This window comes from Macrococcus bovicus (assembly GCF_004359575.1).
Taxonomy (GTDB): Bacteria; Bacillota; Bacilli; order Staphylococcales; family Staphylococcaceae; genus Macrococcus; species Macrococcus bovicus.
In genome coordinates, this window is record NZ_SCWF01000004.1 from 110,388 (window position 1) to 135,296 (window position 24,909).

Annotated in this window: 27 protein-coding genes and 1 pseudogene; 22 read left to right on the forward strand and 6 right to left on the reverse strand. The window is 40.1% G+C overall.

Annotation, left to right across the window (positions count from 1 at the left end):
* Window positions 1–36 precede the first annotated feature (36 nt).
* The 10 genes from ERX55_RS05635 to ERX55_RS05675 all read left to right on the forward strand — a co-directional run bounded on the left by ERX55_RS05635 (window position 37) and on the right by ERX55_RS05675 (window position 7,260).
* On the forward strand, window positions 37–747 hold the full coding sequence (locus tag ERX55_RS05635) for a transaldolase (RefSeq protein ID WP_133451598.1): 711 nt from the start codon (window positions 37–39) through the stop codon (window positions 745–747).
* A 117-nt stretch (window positions 748–864) separates the two neighbouring features.
* Window positions 865–1,722 (forward strand): helix-turn-helix domain-containing protein, encoded by an 858-nt coding sequence (locus ERX55_RS05640; protein WP_165983716.1) that lies wholly within the window; start codon window positions 865–867, stop codon window positions 1,720–1,722.
* Between the two features lie 16 nt (window positions 1,723–1,738).
* A complete protein-coding gene (locus ERX55_RS11620; protein ID WP_279512554.1) occupies window positions 1,739–1,870 on the forward strand; it encodes a hypothetical protein in 132 nt (43 codons plus the stop codon).
* Between the two features lie 95 nt (window positions 1,871–1,965).
* Entirely contained in the window at window positions 1,966–2,823 is an 858-nt protein-coding gene (locus tag ERX55_RS05645; RefSeq protein ID WP_165983717.1) for an N-acetylglucosaminidase, read from the forward strand.
* Between the two features lie 108 nt (window positions 2,824–2,931).
* Entirely contained in the window at window positions 2,932–3,477 is a 546-nt protein-coding gene (locus ERX55_RS05650; protein WP_133451601.1) for a DUF805 domain-containing protein, read from the forward strand.
* A 1-nt stretch (window position 3,478) separates the two neighbouring features.
* A complete protein-coding gene (locus tag ERX55_RS05655) occupies window positions 3,479–4,045 on the forward strand; it encodes a DUF805 domain-containing protein (protein ID WP_165983718.1) in 567 nt (188 codons plus the stop codon).
* 46 nt (window positions 4,046–4,091) lie between these two features.
* Complete coding sequence (locus tag ERX55_RS05660; protein WP_133451603.1) at window positions 4,092–4,448, forward strand: hypothetical protein; 357 nt, start codon at window positions 4,092–4,094, stop codon at window positions 4,446–4,448.
* 266 nt (window positions 4,449–4,714) lie between these two features.
* Window positions 4,715–5,443: a threonine/serine exporter family protein gene (locus ERX55_RS05665; RefSeq protein ID WP_243721463.1), complete on the forward strand. Its 729-nt coding sequence runs from the start codon at window positions 4,715–4,717 to the stop codon at window positions 5,441–5,443.
* Window positions 5,444–5,475: 32 nt separating this feature from the next.
* Complete coding sequence (locus tag ERX55_RS05670) at window positions 5,476–5,919, forward strand: threonine/serine exporter family protein (RefSeq protein ID WP_133451605.1); 444 nt, start codon at window positions 5,476–5,478, stop codon at window positions 5,917–5,919.
* A 171-nt stretch (window positions 5,920–6,090) separates the two neighbouring features.
* Window positions 6,091–7,260 (forward strand): M20 family metallopeptidase, encoded by a 1,170-nt coding sequence (locus ERX55_RS05675; RefSeq protein WP_133451606.1) that lies wholly within the window; start codon window positions 6,091–6,093, stop codon window positions 7,258–7,260.
* An 81-nt stretch (window positions 7,261–7,341) separates the two neighbouring features.
* On the opposite strand, the gene ERX55_RS05680 is transcribed toward ERX55_RS05675, so the two are convergent.
* Complete coding sequence (locus ERX55_RS05680; RefSeq protein WP_133451607.1) at window positions 7,342–7,545, reverse strand: VraH family peptide resistance protein; 204 nt, start codon at window positions 7,543–7,545, stop codon at window positions 7,342–7,344.
* A gap of 205 nt (window positions 7,546–7,750) precedes the next feature.
* On the opposite strand from ERX55_RS05680, the gene ERX55_RS05685 reads away from it, so the two are divergent.
* Together ERX55_RS05685 and ERX55_RS05690 are read left to right on the forward strand one after the other, a co-directional pair.
* A complete protein-coding gene (locus ERX55_RS05685; RefSeq protein ID WP_133451608.1) occupies window positions 7,751–7,939 on the forward strand; it encodes a hypothetical protein in 189 nt (62 codons plus the stop codon).
* Between the two features lie 88 nt (window positions 7,940–8,027).
* Window positions 8,028–11,168 (forward strand): DUF3427 domain-containing protein, encoded by a 3,141-nt coding sequence (locus ERX55_RS05690; RefSeq protein ID WP_133451609.1) that lies wholly within the window; start codon window positions 8,028–8,030, stop codon window positions 11,166–11,168.
* A gap of 9 nt (window positions 11,169–11,177) precedes the next feature.
* Here ERX55_RS05690 and ERX55_RS05695 read toward each other — a convergent pair whose 3' ends face one another.
* Window positions 11,178–11,570, reverse strand: coding sequence for a (deoxy)nucleoside triphosphate pyrophosphohydrolase (locus tag ERX55_RS05695; RefSeq protein ID WP_133451610.1), 393 nt, complete (start codon window positions 11,568–11,570; stop codon window positions 11,178–11,180).
* Window positions 11,571–11,715: 145 nt separating this feature from the next.
* Between ERX55_RS05695 and ERX55_RS05700 the strand changes: the two genes are divergently transcribed.
* The 7 genes from ERX55_RS05700 to ERX55_RS05730 all read left to right on the forward strand — a co-directional run bounded on the left by ERX55_RS05700 (window position 11,716) and on the right by ERX55_RS05730 (window position 17,891).
* Window positions 11,716–11,931, forward strand: a complete 216-nt coding sequence (locus tag ERX55_RS05700) for a helix-turn-helix transcriptional regulator (protein ID WP_133451611.1) — start codon at window positions 11,716–11,718, stop codon at window positions 11,929–11,931.
* A 105-nt stretch (window positions 11,932–12,036) separates the two neighbouring features.
* Complete coding sequence (locus tag ERX55_RS05705) at window positions 12,037–13,896, forward strand: DUF262 domain-containing protein (protein WP_165983719.1); 1,860 nt, start codon at window positions 12,037–12,039, stop codon at window positions 13,894–13,896.
* Window positions 13,897–14,855: 959 nt separating this feature from the next.
* The gene (locus ERX55_RS05710; RefSeq protein ID WP_243721464.1) at window positions 14,856–15,104 is read left to right on the forward strand and encodes a hypothetical protein; all 249 of its coding nucleotides are present in this window, start codon (window positions 14,856–14,858) and stop codon (window positions 15,102–15,104) included.
* A 155-nt stretch (window positions 15,105–15,259) separates the two neighbouring features.
* Complete coding sequence (locus tag ERX55_RS05715; RefSeq protein WP_133451614.1) at window positions 15,260–15,634, forward strand: PH domain-containing protein; 375 nt, start codon at window positions 15,260–15,262, stop codon at window positions 15,632–15,634.
* A 97-nt stretch (window positions 15,635–15,731) separates the two neighbouring features.
* Window positions 15,732–16,244 (forward strand): hypothetical protein, encoded by a 513-nt coding sequence (locus tag ERX55_RS05720; RefSeq protein WP_133451615.1) that lies wholly within the window; start codon window positions 15,732–15,734, stop codon window positions 16,242–16,244.
* Between the two features lie 252 nt (window positions 16,245–16,496).
* Window positions 16,497–17,060: an immunodominant staphylococcal antigen IsaB family protein gene (isaB, locus tag ERX55_RS05725; protein WP_133451616.1), complete on the forward strand. Its 564-nt coding sequence runs from the start codon at window positions 16,497–16,499 to the stop codon at window positions 17,058–17,060.
* A 477-nt stretch (window positions 17,061–17,537) separates the two neighbouring features.
* The gene (locus ERX55_RS05730; RefSeq protein ID WP_133451617.1) at window positions 17,538–17,891 is read left to right on the forward strand and encodes a hypothetical protein; all 354 of its coding nucleotides are present in this window, start codon (window positions 17,538–17,540) and stop codon (window positions 17,889–17,891) included.
* Between the two features lie 54 nt (window positions 17,892–17,945).
* On the opposite strand, the gene ERX55_RS05735 is transcribed toward ERX55_RS05730, so the two are convergent.
* A complete protein-coding gene (locus ERX55_RS05735; protein ID WP_133451618.1) occupies window positions 17,946–18,650 on the reverse strand; it encodes a GntR family transcriptional regulator in 705 nt (234 codons plus the stop codon).
* 123 nt (window positions 18,651–18,773) lie between these two features.
* On the opposite strand from ERX55_RS05735, the gene ERX55_RS05740 reads away from it, so the two are divergent.
* Entirely contained in the window at window positions 18,774–20,210 is a 1,437-nt protein-coding gene (locus ERX55_RS05740) for a 6-phospho-beta-glucosidase (RefSeq protein ID WP_133451619.1), read from the forward strand.
* Window positions 20,211–20,278: 68 nt separating this feature from the next.
* Here the strand turns inward: ERX55_RS05740 and ERX55_RS05745 are convergent, their stop codons facing one another.
* Both ERX55_RS05745 and ERX55_RS05750 read right to left on the reverse strand, forming a co-directional pair.
* Entirely contained in the window at window positions 20,279–20,584 is a 306-nt protein-coding gene (locus tag ERX55_RS05745; RefSeq protein WP_133451620.1) for an arsenic metallochaperone ArsD family protein, read from the reverse strand.
* Window positions 20,585–20,650: 66 nt separating this feature from the next.
* Window positions 20,651–21,004, reverse strand: a complete 354-nt coding sequence (locus ERX55_RS05750; RefSeq protein WP_133451621.1) for a hypothetical protein — start codon at window positions 21,002–21,004, stop codon at window positions 20,651–20,653.
* A gap of 138 nt (window positions 21,005–21,142) precedes the next feature.
* Between ERX55_RS05750 and ERX55_RS05755 the strand changes: the two genes are divergently transcribed.
* On the forward strand, window positions 21,143–22,615 hold the full coding sequence (locus ERX55_RS05755; protein ID WP_133451622.1) for an N-6 DNA methylase: 1,473 nt from the start codon (window positions 21,143–21,145) through the stop codon (window positions 22,613–22,615).
* A 135-nt stretch (window positions 22,616–22,750) separates the two neighbouring features.
* Window positions 22,751–24,147: pseudogene (locus ERX55_RS05760) on the forward strand (MDR family MFS transporter).
* 28 nt (window positions 24,148–24,175) lie between these two features.
* On the opposite strand, the gene ERX55_RS05765 reads toward ERX55_RS05760, so the two are convergent.
* Window positions 24,176–24,889, reverse strand: a complete 714-nt coding sequence (locus ERX55_RS05765) for a hypothetical protein (RefSeq protein ID WP_133451623.1) — start codon at window positions 24,887–24,889, stop codon at window positions 24,176–24,178.
* Window positions 24,890–24,909 lie beyond the last annotated feature (20 nt).

Genomic DNA, 24,909 nt, shown 5'->3' on the forward strand with positions numbered 1-24,909 from the left:
TAGTGAGGTTGACTAAAGTGCTAGGAGGAAATGAAGATGAGAGACTTAAAGGTAGAAGTATTTGCAGATGGCGCAGATATTGAACAGATGAAATCAGCCTATCAGAATAAAGAAGTAGATGGTTTTACAACTAACCCATCCTTAATGGCGAAAGCAGGCATCAAGGACTACAAACAGTTCGCTGAGGATGCAGTCAAAGCCATTCCGGATGCATCTATCTCATTCGAAGTGTTCGCTGATGATATGGAGACCATGCGTAAAGAAGCAGAAATTCTGATGAACTACGGCAAGAATGTTTTCGTCAAGATTCCGGTTGTCAATACACAAGGTGAATCCCTTATCCCGTTAATCAAAGAACTATCAGCTGAAAATGTTCAGTTAAACGTCACTGCGGTCTATACCATCGAACAGGTGAAAGAAATCGTCGACGCTGTAAAAGAAGGCGTGCCGACTTATGTATCAGTCTTCGCAGGACGAATCGCTGACACCGGCGTCGATCCAATGCCGCTCATGAAAGAAGCGGTGGAAGTCTGCCACAGTAAAGCAGGCGTCAAACTACTCTGGGCAAGCTGCCGTGAACTGTATAATGTCATTCAGGCAGATGAGATCGGCTGTGATATCATCACCTGCCCAGGTGACGTCGTGAAGAAACTGCCGAACATCGGCCGTGATATCAACGAATTATCAGTAGACACAGTCAAAGGCTTCGCGAAAGACATCAAGACAAGCGGCCTAGCTATCCTCTAAAGACAGACTCCCTCAAATGAGGGAGTTTTTATATGGAAAATTCAATTTTCTGACTATTACATATTGCATAGTCAATATGCAAATGATATATTTAAATAAATAACAAGAGAAAGGATGATGAACTTGGCATCAAAGATCGGAGATAAAGTTCTCGGTCGCAGAAAAGAACTCAGAATGACACAAGCCGATCTTGCTAAAAATATCTGTACACAAAGTCAGGTCAGTAGAATCGAGAAAAATGAAATTATGCCGAGTTCAGAAACACTCTATCAAATAGCGCGTCGACTGAATGTCAGTATGGATTATTTCTTTGGTGTGGAACCTGTCAATAATACGATACGCGGCAAGAAAATATGTGAAGATTATTTAGAATCGAAAGAATTTGAGACACTTGAAGTCTTCGTCGACGCCCAGCTGCAGACAGTGCTGACCGAATACGAGCATCGCTATCTGACGTGGGTCAAAGCCGTATGTGCAGGCTATACGAAGCCAGATTTAGAGATTGCCATCAAGATGCTTGAAGAATTACTGGAAAATCCGATCAAGCATCAGGATAATGAGCTTGAAGCAAGTATCCATAACTCTTTAGCGATTTTCTATAGAAAATCTAAAGAACCTGAAAAGGCAGAAACTCATATTCGAAAAGCAAGATATATTATAAATGAAAATCATTTATATAATGAGGCAGCTGCGAAAATTTATTATCAATATGCAACTTTTTTAATGTCTGAAGATAAATTTGAGGATTGCCTCGATATTGCTAACGAAGGTATTGAAATCTGTATTAAGCATAATGTCCTTTTCTTGCTCGATAATATGATTTATCTTGCAAGCGGTGCAAAACAAGAAATGAATATCATTTCACAAAAAGATCGTGACTTATGCAGTGTAGGCTATGGTCTTGCAAAGATGAAAAACAATACAGTTTTAATTGATTTATATGAGCAAGAATTAACACAATATAATCTTTTATAAAGCGGAGGAATATACTATGAAAAAAAATCTTTCAAAAGCACTTTTAACTTTCTCAACATTGGCAGTTCTTCTTGGTTTTGCTGGCCCGTCAGTGTATGACACTACAAGTCCGTTATATGGTATTAAAGTAGATATTGACGTCCACTAATCATCTCTTCTTTCAGCCGAACTCTTTATGGGGTTCGGTTTTTTTTATGGGCTTTTTTGGGTATGATAGAAAAGACTGAATTCAGGAGGTTAATTTTGGCGGCTAACAGAACTTCTATCAAACGTCTTGAGATGCGTAATAAATTGATTCTTGTCTGTATTTTACTGCTTATGGCACTGGCTATTTATCTGATTTATCTCATATCGAAGGAAGCACAGGAAGAGAAATTCAGGGATCAGCATGTCGTGGTCGGCTATACTTACCGACAGGCCTTACAGCGTCAGATGCATGCCAATGCTGTGGCGTCTGATGGCGTGAAGTGGTCGAAGGCGACGCGTTCACAGATAGCTCGCTACTTGCGACCTGAACCCTATTATCAACATTCAGAGCAGAAGTATCAGTTCCTGAACCTGCGCAAGCCGCAAGGGATCAGTGCGGGCAAGCTGGATGAACTGCTCAAAGGGAAAGGCATACTGGAAGGGCAGGGGGACGCATTCCGTGAGGCTGCCCGTCAATCAGATCTCAATGAGATTTACCTGATCAGCCATGCCCAGCTGGAGACAGGGAAAGGGGCCAGTGAACTCGCAAAAGGGCTGAAAGTGAATGATAAGGGGCAGCTGGATCCGGACGGCAAGACTTACTATAACTTCTTCGGTGTCGGTGCTTTTGATCATGATGCAGTCGCAGAAGGTGCGAAATATGCACAGCAGCAAGGATGGGATACACCTGAGAAAGCGATCAAAGGCGGGGCCCAGTTCATCGCCAGGGAATATCTGTCACGCGATAATCAGTACACCTTATATTCGATGCGCTTCAATCCGGTTGACCCGGGCAGGCACCAGTATGCGACAGATGTGATGTGGGCCCATCATAATGCGAGACAGATGGCTAAGTACTATCACAAGCTCGGCTTAGAAGGTAAATTTTTTACACGACATTACTATAAGAAATAACAGCGTCCAGGATGTGATGTCCTGAATTTTTATTTTACAATATTTAAGGAAAATTTAAGGTAACTGGAAATTTGAGTATGTTATGATGAAAAAGAGGTGAGATAAAGGATGACATGGATAGAAGCTTACAAAAGATTTTGGCAGAATGCCTTCAAGATGCGTGGACGGGCAAGACGGAAGGAATACTGGATTCCGCAGCTGGTGAATACGGTTATCGGACAAATCATCGAACTGTTCTTCACGATGAGCGGCGGAGCGAAGCGGTTTGCAGTTGCTATGGACGGTGAAGCCATCATCAATTACGGCAATCTGATCTGGCTGCTCCTTATACTGATTCCGACATTCACAGTGACCGCAAGAAGACTGCAGGACATCAATATCAGCGGCTGGTGGGCCATACTGCCTATATTCGGCTGGTATATCGCACTCGGCACAATGATTGCGATACTGATGATACCGGGTGTCGAAGAATACTTAAGTGACCCTGACAGACTGACGACAGCATTAACGACCAGCACAATCGCCGGTATCACACTCGTTATCATGTCTATCGTCTTCTTTGTCTTCAGCGTCTTAGACAGTAATCCGCGACCGAACAAATACGGCGATGATCCGAAGAAAGATGAACGCTATTTATACCAAGGAGAGATGTAATATGACATGGATGGAAGCTTACAAAAGATTTTGGCAGAATGCCTTCAAGATGCGTGGACGCGCGAGACGGAAGGAATACTGGGTACCGGTGCTATTCAACACTTTGATTTCACTCGCCCTAGGTATCATCTTTGCCTTTGTGGATATGGCACTGGGCTACGGCAGCGATATACTGGCAGATGATCAGATGGCGGATGTCTCCCTGACGAAACCCTCAGACGTAGCGAACGGCATCTGGTCACTGATTCTTCTCATACCAAGCTTCACAGTGATGGCAAGAAGACTGCAGGATATCAATATCAACGGCTGGTGGGCGCTTGTGCCGCATTTAGGGGGTGTAGTCACTATAATCGGACTGATTCTCGGCGCGCTTTCCCTGTTTATGCTGGGTGGGGCGGAAGTAAGTACACTGCTGATCATGGCAGGTGTCGCAATATTAGTGGCCGTGATTGTAGGCATCGTCTTCCTCGTCTTCACAATACTTGACGGCAAACCAGGACCGAATAAATACGGCGAGGATCCGAAGAAGAATGAGCGTTATTACTACAACGATACTTATCAAAGCTAATGAAGTAACAGTCTCTATTAATAGAGGCTGTTTTTTTGGAGGATTTATGACACATTATCTATATATCGGCGCTAAAACTAAGCTGCCTGATGACTTAAAACAATACGGCAGTAAGGTCTCTGAGTATAAGTGGAAAACAACAGAAAACCGCTATGAATTTCAATATGAACTCTACTATGAACTTGGATTAAATGAATTCAATCAAGTGGTCGCTCTCTGTAGAAATCACCTCAAAGAGAACCGGTATGATACCATTGAAGTCACCAATGGCTTAAACAGCAATCGTTATCCGATGGTCGTCAGTCACATTGAAAAGATACATATTGATCAACTGACCGGACAGCATCTGCAGGAATTACGGGTGGATGGGATGTATAAAATAGAGGGCAATAGAAGATATTAATATAAAAAGACTGCCCCGGCAGTCTTTTTATTTGCGGTTCTTATAGTTGTGCTGATAGGCCTGCAAGTTCTCTTTGTCATTTATCATATACCCTTTTATTGAAAGAACAAGCAGTTTTTACATATAAATATTTAATCCGATTTTACTCTGCATCTCTTATCATTAAAGCTTATCATTCGTCTGTCAGTACAATCTTCATGATTGATGTGTCCATTTACAAAGGAACGGGTATGAAGGCATAAGAAAAGCAATGAGGAGCGATTGAGTTGAACATCAATAAACACGAGGAATATTTGAAGGATGTGATTATTCTGGCGGGAGAAATCCTGCTCGAGTCCGGGGCAGGGGGCTACAGAATAGAACAGACGATGAATCAGATTGCCCGTCATTTCGGTTATGCCGACTGCAACAGTTTCGTCACCAACACGGTGATTAACTTCAGCCTGCATGATCTGACTTATCCTAGAGTCAAGCGTGTGACAGCGCGTAATACGAATCTGATAAAAGTCTCGAGAGTCAACGCCGTCGCTCATCAGATCACAAGTGATCAACTCACAGTGGAAGAAGCACTTGAAAAGCTCAAGGTGATACAAGATCAGTCAGAAAGTTATCCGGCACACTATAAAGCAGTGGCAAGTGCTTTAGTCGGACTCAGCTTTCTTTATCTGCAGAGTGGCGATATGCAGAATATCGCGACTGCTATGATTGCAGCGGCAGCCGGTTTTTTTGTGAAAGAACGTGTGGCATCAATAGTACAGAGTCTCTTTATTCCGGAATTTATAGGTGCATTGCTCATTGCCTTCATCGTTATCGCGATGAACCATGGCCTAACTGATCCTGAACTCTCTGTGACCCTTATTGCTGCTGTTATGCCGATTGTCCCGGGCGTTCTGATCACTAACTCTCTGCAGGACCTACTGGCCGGCAACCTGATGATGGCTCTGACTAAAGGACTGGAAGCAGCCGTTACTTCCTTTGCTATCGGGCAGGTGTAGCTACTATGGACTATATATTTTAGGAGGTGATCATGGATATATTACTTAACTTCATCTTCAGCTTCATCGCATCCTATTGCTTTGCGGTATTGTTTGACAGTCCGAGACGACTCTTTGTCCTGTCAGGATGCGTGGGGGCTGCAGCATGGATGACAAGCGAAACGATGATCCATCATTTTAAAATGCCCGACATCTATGGTTACTTTCTAGGCAGCCTGATGCTTGGTCTCATGTGTCATACGATGGCCCGCTTCTATCTTGAGCCCGCCATGCTCTTCATGATTCCAGGAATCATACCTCTCGTGCCAGGAGGGTTAGCGTATGATGCAACGATGAAAATGATGCTGAACCAGACAGATAAGCCTGTTGAGATTCTGATGGAAATCACGATGCTGGCAGGTGCTATCGCAATCGGACTGCTGTTCTCAGATTATGTATTCCGACTGATTACCGAGAAAAAAATTTCCAATTATTAGCGATTAAATCTGGAAAACATGATGACTGTATACGCATGATGATGGCACTATCATTGTAGGACTGTTTCGTTGCTGACCAGGTTGAGCTGGAACACATTGACCGGCGATTCACTTTACAAATGGCGGATATTTCTGAGGATGACTTATAATAGAGATAAGGAGATGAGATAAATGAATCGGAAATTAGAGAAACAGCTTGAACTTAGAGAAGAGAAGATGATTGAAATTCGGCGCTATCTACATGAAAATCCCGAGTTATCTTTTCAGGAAGAGAAAACAGCACAGTATATCGCGGATTTCTACCAGGACAAAGATGTGAAAGTAGAGACTAATGTAGGAGAGAGAGGCATTAAAGTCACGATTGATTCAGGTAAACCGGGCAAGACGATCGCCATCCGCGCCGATTTTGATGCGCTGCCTATAGAGGAACAGACAGGACTGCCATTTGCCTCGAAAAACCCTGGCGTCATGCATGCCTGTGGCCATGATGCACACACGGCCTATATGTTGGTGCTGGCAGAGACACTTGCTGAAATGAAAGAAAGCTTCACAGGAAAAGTCATCGTCATTCATCAGCCGGCAGAGGAAGTACCGCCGGGCGGAGCAAAAGGCATGATAGAGGACGGCGTGCTTGAGGGTGTTGATCACGTCATGGGTGTTCATGTGATGAGTACGATGGCAACAGGTAAGATTTACTATCGTCCAGGCTTTGTACAGACCGGCCGTGCGTTTTTCAAGCTGAAAGTCAACGGGAAAGGCGGTCACGGTTCTTCACCTCATATGGCGAATGATGCAATAGTCGCAGCCAGTGACTTTGTGATGGCCGTTCAGACAGTTGTTGCCCGCCGCCTGAATCCTTTCGAAACAGGTGTGGTGACAATCGGTTCATTTGATGGTAAAGGTCAGTTCAATGTTATTAAAGACAGTGTCACCTTAGAAGGTGATGTAAGAGGCCTGACAGATGAGACGAAAGCGACTATCGAAAAAGAAATCAAACGTCTGACACATGGACTGGAAGAGATGTACGGCGTGACTTGCGAACTGGAATACAATGATGATTATCCGGCACTCTATAATAATCCGGCATTCACAGAATATGCAGTAGACATACTGAAAAATAATCTTGAAGACATTCCGGTGGAAATATGTGAGGCACAGCCCCCATCAGAAGATTTCGCCTATTACGCTAAAGAGAAGCCGAGTCTGTTCATCTATGCCGGCGCAGCACCTGAAGACGGGGAGATCTATCCGCACCACCATCCGAAGTTTACAATCAGTGAGAAATCACTGCTGATCTCAGCCAAAGCAGTGGGGACTCTCGTACTTGAATACCTGAGCTGAATGAACTTCAAACGATTCAATCATCCTGTAGAGGTATAAAATAGAAGAGAATATGATAAAAAGACTGCCACGGCAGTCTTTTTATTTGCGGTTCTTATAGTTGTGCTGATAGGCCTGCAGATTCTCTTTGTCGTTGAAATACAGGAAGGCAGCGAGACCAATCGGAATGCCGAAGATAGGCGTGGTCAGAAGACTTGCGATAACCATGTAGATAATCACATACGTGAGATCAGTAGAACTCCACTGTTTGTCTTTCAGATAATCAATAATTAAGTTCAGACTCATTGTCCTCAGCTCCTTAGATGATAGATACACTACACTATATCCAGTTATAACCAGAATAAACATAGGAATTAAGTTACAGGTTAAAAGCATCTACATTTCATTATATTACATCTGACGCGTTAAAAGTAATTAATTGTTAAATTAGAAACAAAAAGATACTCACACTGATGATTTGATATATTCATTTAAAAACGGAGAACAGGCGATGATCAATAAGAAGATTGAGCGGTATCTGGAAAATCATTATCAGCAGTACTTAGGCAAGCAGCATAAGATGAAGGTCACACATGTAGTGGACAGGGGACATTACTATCAGTTTCATCTGTGGAAAGATGATGTGCTGGTGATCGGTGAGACCGTATGGAAGAATGACCTGGTGAGAAAAATAGATTAGAGGAGAAAACTGGTATCAGTGGATACTGGTTTTTTTGTATACTGAAGGTGTGAAGAAAATATTTTGCTGATGAGTGATGAGGGATTAAATGAATAATTTTAATCATAATAACAAGGAATCTTATGTTTTTGAAACTTATGGTCCATATCAAGTTCATAATGGAGAATTCCAGTTAAATCAAAAATTTTTGGATATTGAAAAAACGATTAAATACTTTATCAATAATAATGAATTTAAAATAGCTAAAGAATTACTCACGAAGAATAATTACGAAGATATATTGAATTATATTAATCAACAGCAGTCGACACATTTAAATGAAATTCCTTTTAATATTAAATTAATTGGTAATCAAGATATTGAGGTAGATCAAGATTTTCAGTTGTTAGAAAGTAAACTTATAACTAATAATTTTAATACATCAGAAAATTTATTAGATCACCTAATATCAGAACTTAATACATGTGATAGTTTTGATATTATAGTAAGCTTTATAAAAAATTCTGGTTTAAACATTTTAGTCAGTACTTTAGAACAGTTGAACAGACGGGGAATTAAGGGACGTATTATTACAACGACATATATGAGTGTTACTGATCCAGCAGCCCTTCGCAATTTAATTAAGTATGATAATTTAGAAGTGAAAATTTATGAAAGTTCAAATCAATCAGACAGCTTTCATACAAAAGGATATATCTTTCATCGTCATCAAACCAACGGAAGTAGTCAAGATGACTTGAGTTCAGTGATTATTGGATCATCTAATATATCAGCAGTAGCACTTAAGACAGCTGAAGAATGGAATATACGAACGTATAAACGACAAAGTGATAATATATTTAATGCAACTTGTCAAAGATTTGAAGAAGTATGGAATAATGAACAAACGCATCAAGTTACTGATAGCTATATCACACAATATGAGAAGTTTATAAAAGATAAAAATATCTATCGACCCTACTTCTATACGTTTAATTCCCAAAATAAAACTTCAAATCAAAATGGGGAATTATTAGTTCCTAATTCGATGCAAAAAGAAGCGCTAAAAAACTTAGAGCTATTAGTTCAAGCAGGTGAAAGTAAAGCACTTGCTATAGCTGCAACAGGAACAGGAAAAACTTTTCTTGCAGCATGGTGTGCAAAACAATTACGACCGGAAAAAGTATTATTTATTGCGCATCAAGAGGAATTATTAAATGGGGCATTAAAAACATTTAAAAAGGTATTTAATGAGCTTAATGAAAATAATTTTGGAAAATTTGTAGGTAGTATAAAAGAAAATAAACCCTTTACCTTTGCTTCAATACAAACTCTTAATAATCACTGGCAACAATTTGATAAAGAAGAGTATGATCTGGTGATTATTGATGAATTTCATCATGCTGCCTCACCCACTTATACAAAGATAATGAAGTATTTTCAACCTAAGTTTTTACTTGGCCTTACAGCGACACCAGAACGCACGGATGGTAATAATATCTATGACCTTGTAGATAATAATGTCATCATAAATATAAGATTAAGAGAGGCCTTAGAACATGAATTACTTGTACCGTTTCAATACTATGGAATTAATGATGATTTTGTAGAACTAGAAAAGAAACATTATTCAGAAGAAGAAATTCTAAAAGCACTCGTAAAACACAATAATGAACGTGTAGATTTTATTATTGCTAATATAATGAAGTATGCCGTTCAAGGTAAACGGAAATGTATTGGTTTTTGTCAAAGTATTGAGCATGCTAAATTGATATCAAAAGAGTTTAATCAAAATGGCTTTGTCACTACCGTACTCACAGGTAGTAATAGTTCTGCCGAACGTACAGCAGCTATAAAGAGACTACAAAATGATGAAGATAAACTCGAAATCATTTTTACGGTAGATTTGTTTAATGAAGGTGTCGATATACCAGACATTAATTTAATCTTGTTCCTACGGCCGACTAAATCACCAATTATATTTACGCAGCAATTAGGAAGAGGATTACGTAAACATCCGCAAAAAGAAGTTTTAGTAGTACTGGACTTTGTCATTAATGATACTAATAACTATATGATTCCTATAGCACTTATAGGAGAAAAGAATTTTAAGAATAAAAATGAAATAAAGACACATATTAAACGTAATCTAAAAGATTTATCCAAACACATGCATATTGAACTAGATAGAAAATCAAAAGAAAAAATCCTAAAATCATTAGAATCATTCAAACCATTTGCTAAAAAGAATATTATTAAAGAGATATTAGAGTATTATCATGAGATTAAAGAAAATGATGCTGAAAGAAAACTAAATATTCTTGATTTCGAAAATGAAGATGCGCCTAACTTGAATTATATTTCTAAAATTAAAGGTTTTTCTAATATGTCACAAATCAATCGTATGATCAAAATGGAAAGAGAAGTTGATCGACTTATAAATAGTAAGGAATATTTATCAGATATTTTTACTGCACTCAGTTATTTCTTTCCATTAAGACGCTTATTTGATTTTATGGTTTTAACTAATACATTAATTGAAGGTGTAGCTACTTTAGAAAATCAAATTAACTTTATTGAAAAGCATTTTGATATTCAGTTAAATGAAACAGCTAAAAATAAACTTAAATTTTCATTACTAAGAGTAGGTAAAAAATACGACAAATTTATAAAAACAAACGAGGACAGCTTAGTATCAATCTATACTTTTGAAGAAGCGGTCAGAAACGAACTAATTATGTATCAAACATTTGGCCTTAATCAATATCAAAAAACAATGCATATTGAATATCTCAAAAAAGACATACCATTTGAATTAGGTAAAGAATATTCAACATTAGATCTTGCTGATATGATGCGAGAAAATTCAGCAAGTGGACCATGGATGAAAGGATTCGAATCAAAAGGGAACCATCATTTTATATTAGTGACGATTAATAAAGATGAATCAAAGAAAAAGGTTAATCACGACTATCAGGATTATTTTATTAATAATCATAAATTTCACTGGGAGTCATCAAGTAGTGCAAATGAAACAAACAAAGTTAAAAAGTTACTTCAAAAAGGAAATGTGAATGAGCACTTTCATTTATTAGTTAGAAAAAGTGCTAAAGATGTTTTTACACAACCTTATAAGTATCTTGGAGAAGTAACAGCTGAAGCTGTATCTGGTGATCAACCGATAAATGTTATATGGAACTTAGAACAACCAGTATCAAAGTTTGTTCTTGAAGAATATTTGGACCATTAAAGGAGAATGCTAAGCATTCTCCATAATTATTTTAACAGCAGGTATGTCTGCAGGTGCCCATTCTAAGGAATTGAGATCATGAGTAGACAGCCATTTAATTTGTTTGTGTTCTGTTAAGTTAATACCGTCTGAAATCAATCTTGAGTAAAAAGTAGTAAGTTCAATTGTCGCGAAATCATATTCATGAACTGTCGTAACCACTTTATTTAATACATTAATTTCACAATTCATTTCTTCTTTTAATTCTCGTTTTAACGCCTCTTCTGGTAGTTCATCTGACTCTATTTTCCCACCTGGAAATTCCCATAACAAAGGTAAAGACATAGATTCACTCCGTTGTGCACAAAGAATTTTATCATCTTTTAAAATAACAGCACCGACGACTTTAATATATTTTTTCATAGTATGTCCCCCTTAATTAAAATTTCTTAACTATTTATTATAATACAATTTCATTACTTAAAGAGAATTCTTGCAGACTTTGCAGGAATTCTCTTTCCTGTTTTATCAATTGATAATCTCGCAATTAAAAAGCGAGGTTATTGTATTGAATAATGAAGAAATGATGGCTGCCGTCAAATATCATCGAGAGAATTTAGGATTCAACTCTTCTGAAGTAGCAGCCGCGATTGGATATGATGTTTCTAAATATTCAAGGCTAGAAAATAATAAACAGCCGATCTTAGCGATAGAGTTGTATCAAATCTCTAGGTTATTTAATATGACCCTGGAAGAATTGATTGTTATACCTTCAAGAAGATAAATTCGTTGAAATTTAAATATTGGCTAGTAGATCAACATTTAAATTAAATTTATAAAATTGAAAAAGTTTTTCTCTTATGATCTAATTAAGATGGGGAGGGAAATAATGAATATTACACCAGAAACAAAGCCAATATCAGAAATTTTTTCTATCGAAAGTAAGACAGTATATAAAATACCATTTTATCAACGAAATTATTCATGGCAAACTCAAAATATTGAAGATTTATTTAATGATGTAAACGAAGAAATTAAAGGTTACTATATTGGTAATTTATTGGTTTCTAAGAAGAATGTAGAAAATAACGTAACGACTTTCGATGTCGTAGATGGACAACAACGATTAACGACAATAGCATTATTCTTTTTAGCAATTTATGAAAAATTAGATGAAATAAAAAATAAATTAACTTTACAATTAAAAGAGCCTACATCTGGAAATAGTAACGAAATATCTGAACTAGCTAGTATAATTAATTTACAAAATGATATTAAGAGAAAACTGATATTTGAATTAAATAATAAACCTAAATTAGAATTATTAGATAAAGACGCTGAAGTTTATAATAATTATTTAGGAATATTAAATCAGAAAGAAAAATCAAAATTCGGAAATAGATTATTTGGAAAAAGATACAATTTTGTAAAAAATCTTTTTGATGATATAGATTGTTATGATAAAATCTTTGAGTTTTATGACAAATTAAATAGTATTGAAATTTTAAGAATAACAGTAGACGATTTAACTGATGCTTTTACTGTTTTTTCATCATTAAATGCAAAAGGTCTTCCCCTCACTTTAATAGATCTATTAAAGTCAAACTATTTAAGTGTAGCTGTTTCTGAAATCACTCAAGAAGATGCTATGAAAGAATGGAATTCATTAATAAATATTTTTACTGATCAAAACCAAAATTCAAATTCGGGAGTAATTACTCAGTTTTTGTTAAATAATTATGACACATTCGAAAGTGATAAAAATGTTTCAATAACAAAATCACTTGCCCTCAGAAAGTATGAAGAAGTCTTTAATAAGAAAAAGTTTAAGTATATGGATGAGCTCATAGAAAATGCTAAGATATACTCCTTTATTTCTCCTCAATTAGAAAATTACGATAATTTTATTGAAGATGATGAAATAGTGAGTAAATTGATTAAGTTAGCAAAATTAGAATCTTCACAAGTATTTCCTCTGGAACTATTTATATTGAAAAAATTTAACCAAAACCTCTTAACACGTGAAACAGTCCTTAATATCTTAGATTATTTAATAAAATATTACGTTAGAAGAAATTTAGTTCTTAAACCAAAAGCTTCTAATATCAGAGCGAAAGTAATTGATATTATAAGAGAATTAGAATTCTCTTCTCAAATTAATCAAATAGCCGAAAGTATCACTCAACGAAATCTGAATAAAATCATTTCATCTGAACAAGAATTTTATAATGCTCTTACAGGCTCTGTTTATGATATTTCACCTTCTACAGTAAGATATATTTTAATAGACATTGAAAGAAGAAAGGGAAATTATTTTCATAAACAAAATCCCGATAATTTAGATAGTTACATTGAAAGTAATAAAGGAAAGAAACAACTAATATGGACATTGGAACATATCTTACCACAAGGTGAAAATTTGAGTAGTGAGTGGTCAAATATGATTTCACCAAATAACGTAGATAATGCTTCTCAAATTCAATCTGAATATACTCATAAACTAGGTAATCTAACTTTAACAGGATATAATTCTGAAATGAGTAATGATGATTTTATTAAAAAGAGAGATTATAAACCTAGTGAAACAGTTGATTATACTGGACTAAGAACTAAATTGTTTATTAATGAAAGTATAGTTGATTCAGAAATAGATGAAACAATTGATTTAAAAGAGTCATGGACTATTAAAGATATAAAAAGAAGAACTGAAGTCCTTGCTAGAATAGCAATGGATCTTTATAAAATTTAAAATTGATTTTTACGATTTATTGTTAAAATAATAAATATAATCAGCATGTTTTATTATATTAAAAATGTTTTAGAGGATATGAGTTATTGCGATCTGTTAGGGTTGAATTGATCCGTATCTCCTCAAATAAGAACTGCTGATAGTCTCCCCCTTGTTTTACTTATTTTAAATCGATTTATAAAAAACGTGTGTATATAATTTTTAGAGATGATTTCTAGATTACCGAATCAGTCTTCTTGGAGTCATCTGAAGGTAAGCTCAAATGTTTCGTTCATCTAATGATTGGATAGAAGAGGATCTTACTAAAGTGGTAAGAGTGAAGCGGGTGGCTCATTAAGAAGGGATTGATTCGTACCTACCATATAGAGAAGTGTCAGTATCAAGCCAAGCTTTCTTTTGAGGAGCAGAACAACCAAGTTACATAAGTAGGCAAAATGTTTATAAAAGAAACGATCTTTATAGTACTTGGTTGGAATTTTAAGGCTATATGGAAGTGACAAATATATTAAGACTCTAAACCCCAGTTGATTGGCTGGGGTTTTGTTGTATCAATAAGTGGAAGATTTAATATTTGGAAATAAAAGTAAATTCTAAAGTATTTGTGAACTATTTAACAAACTCATTGATAAACTATATTTTAGATATATATTAGATATATAATTGAAGTATAAAATATATATCAAGGAGGTAGTTACAATGATTAAATGGTTTTAAACAAACATCATCGGCCGCGTCATTCTTCTCATTGCACGTCTTTATCTTGGTTATGGCTGGCTGATGAGCGGTCTGCACAAATTCACTGATGGCTTCGATGCATCCGGTTTCCTGCACAAGGTCATTGAGTCACCTGTCATGAGCATGTCCGGCACTGCACAGTACCCGAATTTCGTCGCTTTCCTGGAGCACTTGCGGGTCTTATTAATTTCCTCATCCCATTCGCAGAGGTAACAATCGGTATTATGCTGATCATCGGCCTGTTCACACCGATTGCAGCGTTAATCGGTGTATGCATGAACTTCCTGTTCCTGTTCGCGGGTGCAGTGACAGTCAATCCGCTGTACATCTTGCTCGGTCTGATTATTTTCATCAGCGGCTTCAATGCTGGCCGTTGGGGTGTCGGCTTCTTTGCACGCCATGCATTCGACAATCCGTTCTTCCGGTTATTCAACTATACGAGAGAATCACTTGATGGCGTCGATCATCGTTAATAACTGAAACCCAGGCTCAGCCTGGGTTTTTTGTTGTATCTGGCTGATTACTTTTCGATAGAATAACTGCACCTTAAAGTTTCCTTAAAGATACATTGCTAAGCTCATTCGATTTGATATTTATTCTATAATGATAGTAATAGGAGGGGATGACAATGGGTTTATTTGATCAGTTAATGGGAAATTCCAGCGAACAGAATCCACAGGATGTACAGAACGAGTTTGAAGGTTATTTGCTGCCCGATGAAGTGGTGGAGGCCAGTTTCATTCTGATTCGTGATTTATTTGTCTTTACGAACAGACGTATTCTGATTGTGGATAAGCAAGGATTATCGGGTAAGAAGATTGAATTTATCACTGTGCCTTATAAGTTCATCCGTGCGTTCAGTGTAGAGAATGCCGGCAGATTTGATATCGATGCTGAGCTCAAGCTCTATGTCGCAGGAATGCCGGCACCGCTTGTTAAATTATTTGATAGCAAGACAGATATCACCGCACTGCAGCAGCTGATTTCCAGACATGTGCTGTAAGTATGAGCTTCACGACAGATCTTTATATCTGTCGTTTTTTTGCTAATGTGATGACGGTTTTAAAATCTGGAATAAAGTGAAGGGAAGGGGTTATTAAATGACTTATATAGCAGGTGTTGATTTTCTGAACACTAAGCTGTCACCCTTTGTTCAAGTTAAGGATAAGCACCGGATCAGATTCAGAATTGAGGTACTTTCTATAGGTGCTTTTAAAGAGCTGCTTGAGCAATTATCAGAATTATCGACGCTGGTCTTTACAAAACAGCTGGAATCTTATGGCCCAGTGAGGACATTTTATTTACATCGTTATATCAAAATCTCTAACTGGATGGTATTGCCTTGTGCAATTGACAGGCTTTATTTTGTAAGGGTACAGCATATTAAAAGAGAGGACATCATACAGCTATTCAGGACATATAGACGGAAGAAGTCTATGCCGCTTCTTATGTACTTTTATAATGATCAGACTGTCATGAGATTTAGTCCTATCTATCTGGATATTATTTCTGATGATATTGACCTTATTGCTGAACTTAAACGCTGCTTTGCTCAGAGAGTTACAGAATTTGATGGTCTGCCTGTGATATCTGAAGAAGAATGGATGGATTGAGGCCACAGGATGCTCATCCAATCCGCACTTTTAAGCACAGTTTGTCTATTTTAGTCACTTTTTCTCTACGTCTCAAGTCCTATTTTTGGAATTTTTTACTGTTAATGCTTTACATCGATTTACGTTCATGTTAATTTAATGTTACAAGTATATTACAATCAGAAATATTTCCGTAACAATTTGTAACAAAGCGATTTATAATGGCCTTCTGTTTCTAATATATTTGTAAAAAATAATCAGGAGATGTTTAACATGAAAAACTCAATCATCAAATTAGGACTTGCTTCAACAGTATTACTTGGATCAGCAGCTGGCCTGGTTCATCCAGCTGAAGCGCACGCGGCTACGCAAGCAATGACACCTTACTACCAATGGAAAGGCTACACAGGTTATAGTGCAAGCTATGTGCTCGACAAAAACTTTGTGAATGCAGTGAAATATGGTAACGTCACGATCAACGGCATGAAAGTGGACGCAAAAGCAGTGGTGACTGAAGCAGACCTTCTCAACAGCGTCAAAGCTGAAAAGATGTTCGAAAAAAATAAGACAGCTTCTAAATACGTTGCCACTCAATTTGATACATTCGCTCTGAAAACAGGTAAAGGTGCAGTATACTTCATGGAAATCCCTGTTCAGCAGAACAAAGTATCCATGAAAGAAGTGACGAAAGCTTATGGTAAAGCTTCAGAAGTTCTTTACGGCAGCAATAAGGGCCAGACAGAAACAGCTTATACTGTAACAGCTAAAAACGGTGTACACACGACCTTCTATTTCGATAATAAAAATATGCTGACTAAAATTCAGTTCATGAACTAATCATGATTGAGCCGCTCTTCTTGCGAGAAGGGTGGTTTTTTATTTTTCCATTATTTTATAGCTAATCCAATATTGTTATATTACAATTAAAGGGAATATGATAATAAGGGGGAAAGAATATGGTTAAACCTGAAGAAGAAAGAGAACGTTTAGTGCAGAAAGAACTCAATGCAGGTAACAGTCTGCGGAATGGTGTGGAGAGTGGTAATAGCTGATATAAAATTTCTGATCAAAAATTTTATTGATATAATAATTGATGATAATAAATTGTGTAAAACTAATTAGCGATTCAACTAATGATAGAACCGCACCTTTTTTATATGCGATATAAATGCAAAAGACAATATGCTATTACCCTTTCTGTCACACAAATATAATATAGAATGAATAGTGTTCTTGATATAATAATCTCACTCATATGGCAGATGAGAAGTACAGACATAGATGAAGTATTATTATAATGATAGGGGAACGGATATGCCGTATTTTGAATTTTTAATTGCAGTCAAAAAGAAAGATATGAAAATGATTGATGAAATTCTGGATACAGAACTTTATAGTTCGGTTGTCAGCGTGGAAGGCGTACGTCGTAATCTGGATAGAGCAGATTTTCTGGATTTAATTGAGAATAAAATCAATATCACCGATCACTGGGATTTCGATATCGTCTATAAGACCAATGTGCGTGATCGAATACTGGCCTTTATCGAAGTGCATCGTGAGAAGGACGGTAAAGGCGGCAAGCGCGAGAAAGTAGTCTGGTTTATGACATTTCATAAGCGAGGCGACGGATACAAGCTGGTACGGCTGTATGCGGAAGAACTGATATAAGCAAAGAAACAAGATTTCTGTCTCTGGCAGAAATCTTGTTTTTTTGTTCAGGCCTTAAAAGTTGATGGCCTGGACGAAGAATTTGGAGTGCTGATAATGGTAGGTCAGTTTGGAATAGTCAAAGGGTTCACCCGTCCCGAGGTAAACGACCTGTTCGACAAAGAGGGCGGGTGCCCCTGCGTGTAGCTGCAGTTTCTCACCCTGTTCCTCATTTAATGTATCCACATGGAGATAGATATCAGCAAAACTGATATTGAGCTTCAGCCCTTCTGTTAGATAATTGAAGATGGAGCCTTCAGCTATTTCACTGTTCAGATAGGTGACAATCTTTTTAGGGAAGTAGGATGCTTCGATACAGAGACGGTTGCCGTCGATATCCCGTAAGCGTTCGACGTAATAGACTTCATCCTCCCCACTGAGCTTCAGGTTCAGCATGACTTCCTCAGTCGGTTTCATCAGCTCTAATTTGAGCAGCTGTGTCGTGACGGCAAAGTCCTTCAGCTCTTCTGTGAATCCTCTGTTCGTCAGTAAACTGACGTAGCCTTTTCTTCTCTGGCGTCTGACGAAGACACCACTGCCTCTTTGCTGGAAGATAGCCCCTTTTTTCTCCAGGATATCCATCGCCTTGATGATCGTACTTTTACTGACTTGGTAGTGGGCGGCATAGGATTCTACACTGGACAGTCTGGTCCCTTGTGCGAGTTCATTGTCATGAATATATGCTTCGATATCTTCGACAATCTGTTCATATTTCTTCATAGCAAGCAAATCCTCATCTCATAGTAATGATTTTATTATACATGAAATAGCAGGTGATGATTTGATTAATTATACCGGTACAATTATAATATAACTGTATAATTATTTGAAGGAGGAATGACTATGACTCAATTACCACAGGATTTTCTATGGGGCGGCGCACTCGCTGCTCATCAGTTCGAGGGAGGATGGGACCAAGGCGGGAAAGGGCCTTCTGTTGTGGATGTCCTGACTGCAGGGGCACATGGCGTGCCGAGACGCATCACTGAGCGTGTGGAACCGGATGAGTTCTATCCGAATCATGAAGCGATTGATTTTTATTCCAATTATAAGGAGGATATTGCCTTATTCGCTGAGATGGGCCTTAAAGTGCTGCGCACATCAATCGGCTGGACGCGCATCTTCCCTAAAGGTGACGAAGCAGAACCGAATGAAGAAGGCCTCCAGTTTTATGATGATGTCTTTGACGCGCTCTTGCAGCATGGCATCAAACCGGTGATTACACTCAGTCATTTTGAGATTCCGCTTCATCTGGCGCAAGAATACGGTGGTTTCCGCAGTCGTGAAGTCGTCGATTTCTTTGCGCGTTTTGCAGAAGTGGTGTTTGAGCGCTATAAAGATAAAGTGGAATACTGGATGACTTTCAATGAAATCAACAATCAGATGGATGTCAATAATCCGCTATTCCTGTGGACGAATGCAGGCATTCAAGTGAAGGAAGGTGAAAATGCGAGAGCCGTCATGTATCAGTCAGCCCATCATCAGCTGCTGGCGAGTGCCAGAGCCGTACAGATCGGCCGGCGTATCAATCCTGACTTCAAGATCGGGGCGATGGTCTCCCATGTTCCGGTCTATCCGTTCTCCTGTCATCCTAAGGATATTATGGCTGCTGAGATTGCGAACCGCGAACGATTCTTCTTTCCGGATGTTCAGGTCAGAGGGAAATATCCGGCATATGCACTGAAGGAACTGGAACGTCTAGGGATCAGTCTGCCGATTGAAGAGGGAGATGAAGAAATCCTGGCTGATGGGACTGTTGATTACTTAGCCTTCAGCTATTACATGTCAACGACTGTCAAGCATGACGTGCAGCAGAACAATACAGGAGATATTATTAACGGGGGTCTGCCGAACGGTGTGAAAAATCCGCATATCGGTGCTTCTGACTGGGGCTGGGCGATTGATCCGGACGGCCTGAGATATACATTGAATACCCTCTATAATCGTTATCAGATTCCCTTGTTCATTGTTGAGAACGGCTTCGGTGCAGTGGATGAGATTGTGGATGGTCAGATTCATGATGAGGCACGGATTGAATATTTCAGAAGTCATATTGAAGCGGTTAAAGCGGCTGTTAATGAAGATGGCGTTGACTTAATAGGTTACACGCCTTGGGGGATTATTGATGTTGTCTCATTCACGACAGGTGAGATGAAGAAACGTTACGGCATGATCTATGTCGACCGTGATAACGAGGGCAATGGCACAATGAAGCGGATGAAAAAAGACTCCTTCAGCTGGTATAAGAAAGTGATTGAGTCTAACGGGGCAGTACTATAAAAGGGTCGAATATCACAGTCTGACACCCCTGAAGTTGAAGCTTCAGGGGTGTCAGACTGTGCATTCTCTTATTTACAGCCGTCGCTGCTGCATCGTTTGCCGATACCGTTCAGCTGATTGACGATCAGAAGTTCTCCGGCATCTTCCGCTGTCAGGTAGCTGCCCGTTTTAATGACTTCACCGTCCAGCAAGGTGATAGGTAAAGACTCTGTCTCCATCAGTGTGCGAATAGCTGGACTGAAGGCATCCGGCTGTTCATGGATATCAAAATGTTCGACTTTGATCTGATTCTGTTCAAGCCGGCTGATGGTCATCCCCAGAGTGAAACGGTCACTGTCGGAAAGCTGAGAGACATCCTCATAAATAGTCAGCATACAATCACTCCTTTATCCTAGTATACCCCTATTTTCTGCTGGAATTTCTGTCTGAATGATGAATTTTCAGCCGAGACGTACATTCACTTCTGTCAGAAATTCTTCGAGCAGGACGATCTGCAGCTCACGTTCCAGTGCCTCCAGTCTGCCCTTTCTGCTCATCGATGCGGCATAACTGCGGATAGGGCGTTGCTCTTCTGCCAGGTAGTCAGCAAGGATATGATGTTTTGTACGGAGGCGCGGCTGAGCATTGACTTCTTCTAGCTGTTCTTCAATAGGATGTGCGTCCAGTATGCGTCTTGATACTTGTGCTTTCAGTGTGTCATAGCGATGGTAGTAGTAGTTATAAGCTGTCCGGCTTCTGTAATGAGCTTCTTTGATGGCTTTCATTTCCTGCAGCAGTTCTACAGTGTTTGACATAACAACACTCCCTTAGGTTATTTTTAACCTCTTAAATATAGCAAATCTTTCGTAGAGTGTCAACAGGTTATAAATAACCTTAATTGACTTTACGCAGAATATTCATTACGATTGATGAGAATCGGAGGTGGCATATAGATGGCTGAAAAGAATATGAATGATGACAGCGCGGCGCACTTTCTGGCTTGGTTAAGAGGAGAACAAGAAGATGCAGCATTTGAGCAGCTGACGGATAGCGAGGTGGTTCGTTTATTCGATGATTATGCGGCGCGTGGCTTTTATGAATCCTCATTTTTTGAGCAAGGTGAAAGACTGGCTGCCGCTCTGTTCAAGGCACTCGGCAATGGAGGCAGCGTACTCGATATCGGTTCTGGCAGCGGTCATTTCATTCGTCATGCTGCTATCGGTCATCGTTACCGCGGAGAGGAGCTAAGACACGACGAAGTGGTCCTCAGCCGCATTCTGATTGAGAAGGCACACGTTCAGAATGCTGAAATAGTGGAGGTGGATGCCCTGCTTAACTTCAGCAGCCGCTCCTACGATCAGGTCTTCTGTAATATGCCGTTTATCGGTCGTATCGACAGACGTTACCATCATGCACTGGCGCAGCTCGCTGACTACAGTATTGAGACACGTTCTCTACCCGACTGGCTGTTTGCTATCAGAGTCGTCGAATCGCTCACTAAGACGGGTATCGGTATCGCGATTATGCGTCTGTCCTCATTGAATAATGTCAAGGACCGGGCGATCAGAATGAAGATGATTGAAAAAGGTTATATCCGTGCGGTCATCGAGCTGCCGGATCACCTGACACGGCTGTCTTCAGCAGCGATGGCGATAGTGGTATTCGACAAAAGGGCCGCAGAGACAGTGACTTTTGTAGATGCAAGACATCTAGGTCATCTGACAAATGCTCGTGAGCGCCAGTTATCAGAAGAAGACATACAATGCATTGTGCGCGCAGTGTCAGAGGAAGATGAGATGGCAGTCCAGCGTCCGATCGAAGAAATCCGTGAAATGGACTATACACTGCGGTCTTATAGTGAACCGGCTGAAGGCGTGCAGCTGGGAGAGGTGGCCGAGGTGTTTCGCGGACGCGATATGACGAAACGTGAACTGGCAGCAGATGCGGACAAGGAGCAGGGCGGTTACCTGCTGAATCTGTCTGAACTGCAGGACGCCTATATCGAGCAGCCGAAGCAGTCACTCAGTCAGGACATGCTGGATACTCGCCGTCAGCTGTTGCTGCAATCGGGCGATATCATCCTGACAGCAAGAGGTTCTTCCTTGAAGATAGCGCTGGTCGATGAGCGGATCAGCCGTCAGCAGGTGATTCCGAGTTCTAATATCATGGTGGTCCGCTGTCTGAGAATGAACCCGTATTTTGTCTTTGCCTATCTGAACAGTACGGCCGGCAGGTCAAGGCTCAACCAGCTGCAGACAGGGAGCTCACTTCTGGTCCTCAGTGTCAGGAATATGCAGTCATTCACGCTGCCGGCAGAAGATGCGGCCGTTGCTGAGGAGATGGCAGCGACACTCCGGAATTATCAGCAGCTCATGCAGCAGGTCGAAGCTTATCATGAACGCCTGCTGTCCATCTATCCTGAATAGACAATATCGCAGTTCAAGATTGAGCTGCGATATTTTTTAATTTAACAGTAGTGACATGATATTTTACTTTGTTAATGTGATAAAGTATGATGTATAGACAATTAAATCGTACTAAACCTATTGCGGTTAAAAGAGATGATCTTTATGACAGGGGCATTCTTCACATTTTTAAATGAGACATTGCTCAATATCGCGCTGACGGAGCTGATGCATTATTTCAGCATCGATGCGCCGACTGTTCAGTAGCTTGCCACAGGTTTTATGTTGGTTTTATGTTGGTGATGGGTATGCTCATGCCATTGTCGGCTTCACTTGTCCAGTGGTTCTCGACGCGACAGATGTTCATCGGGCTGATGAGCATCTTTCTTGTGGGTACACTGATAGCAGGCTTCGCGGTCAACTTTCCGATGCTGTTAGCAGGACGGATGATTCAGACGGCAGGGACAGGACTTCTGATTCCGACGATCATGACCACAATGCTGCTGTTATTTGAGCCGCATGAACGCGGCAAGGCCATGGGGAACTTCGGTCTCGTCATGATGTTTGCACCGGCAACCGGTCCGACACTGTCCGGTATTATTGTGGATTTACTGGGCTGGCGCTGGCTGTTTTTCATCGTTGTCCCTTTTGCGATCGGTTCTATACTGCTGGCACTGCGGTACCTGGAAAATGTCACAGAGGTCACAAGACCGAAGATTGATGTGCTGTCAGGCCTGCTGTCGTCACTCGGGGTCGCGAGTGTCATCTACGGCTTCAGTTCTGTCGGCACCAGTGCGGGCGGCTTCACGAATCCGGTGGTGCTCTTGACGATCATTCTTGGCACCGCTGCTCTCATTCTCTTCGGCCTGCGTCAGCAGAAGCTGGCTGAACCGATGCTTGACCTTGCTGTGTTCAAATATGCGAACTACAGCCGCGGTATGTTCATATTTGTTGTCGTCGTCATAGCGATGTTTGCTTCCAATATCGTGATGCCGATCTATCTGCAGGGTCCGATGGCGTTCTCAGCTAAAATAGTGGGCATGATTCTTCTGCCGGGCGCACTGCTCAACGGTTTTCTGTCACCTGTCATGGGGCGCATCTTTGATAAAATCGGCCCCCGCAAAATGATTATTCCCGGTATGATAATGCTTATGCTCGTCATGCTGTTCTACTCTGTTATGCATCCCGGCATTTCAGTCATCATCTTTATCATCGCGCATATTCTGCTGATGATCAGTATATCGATGATCATGATGCCGAGTAACACGAATGCGCTGAATGAACTGCCGAAGCGCCTTTATCCGCACGGCACTGCCATCAGCAATATGATGCAGCCATTAGCGGGGGCGATGGGCGTCTCACTTTTCATCACGATTATGACAAACGGTCAGCAGCAAGCGCTGGACGGCACCTTGAGACCGAGCGCTGCCCAGGTCAATGAGGCGCTGACAGCCGGTGTCCATCATGCCTACTGGTTTGCGACGGTCTTGATCATCGCAGGGCTGGTCATGTCGCTCTTTATTACGCGCAGTCTGCCGCCGGAAGAAAAATAGAACCTCTCATCTGAGAGGTTCTATTTTTCTATGCGCCGACTTCCCTGGCGTGTTTAACGGGGCCCGGGATATCCAGGCGGACACTGTTGATTTCTGAGAATGTGGTCACGGCATTGTTATGGACAGTGGTCTTGCTGTTCTTGAGTTTCAGGTCATTGGTGATTTTCTCGATCTGATTGTGCTTGTCGAAAGTGACAGTGATCTCATTCTGAATCTCCGGGTAAGTCTTCTTCAGACTGGTGATGGCTTTTTTATCCTCTTCGTTCTGCCCGAATACGTTCATATAGTCATCATAGCCGCTGATGGACTGAGTCAATGTATGGTCCTTATATTTGGCATCTGTCATCTTCTCCAGTAATTTGAACTGTTCGCTGTAGAGAAGCGGTTTAGTCATGGAGAGGAGCTGGGAGCCGCCGAGCTTTGAGATGTCAATCCACTCGCCGTCCTTCTGGAGAATGGCTTTTTTATCATAGACATAGAATTTACCGTCTTCTTCAGCGTTTTTGACGGTCACTTCCTGATTATCATCCTCATCCTTTTTCAGTCCGAGATAACTCTGGGATTCTTTGTTGTTTTCCTTTGTCTGTGTCTTGTAGGTAGAAGCGTAGGACGTCACGTCGTCCTTCGTTTCTTGTGCGGCCTTGAGCTGTGACGCTGTGTCAGTCACCTGGGTTGTCTGTTCTGGCTGACAGCCGGCCGCTAAAGCTGCAGCAAGGATGACAGCAGTTATTCTTTTGTACATAGGGAACCTCCGATATTGAT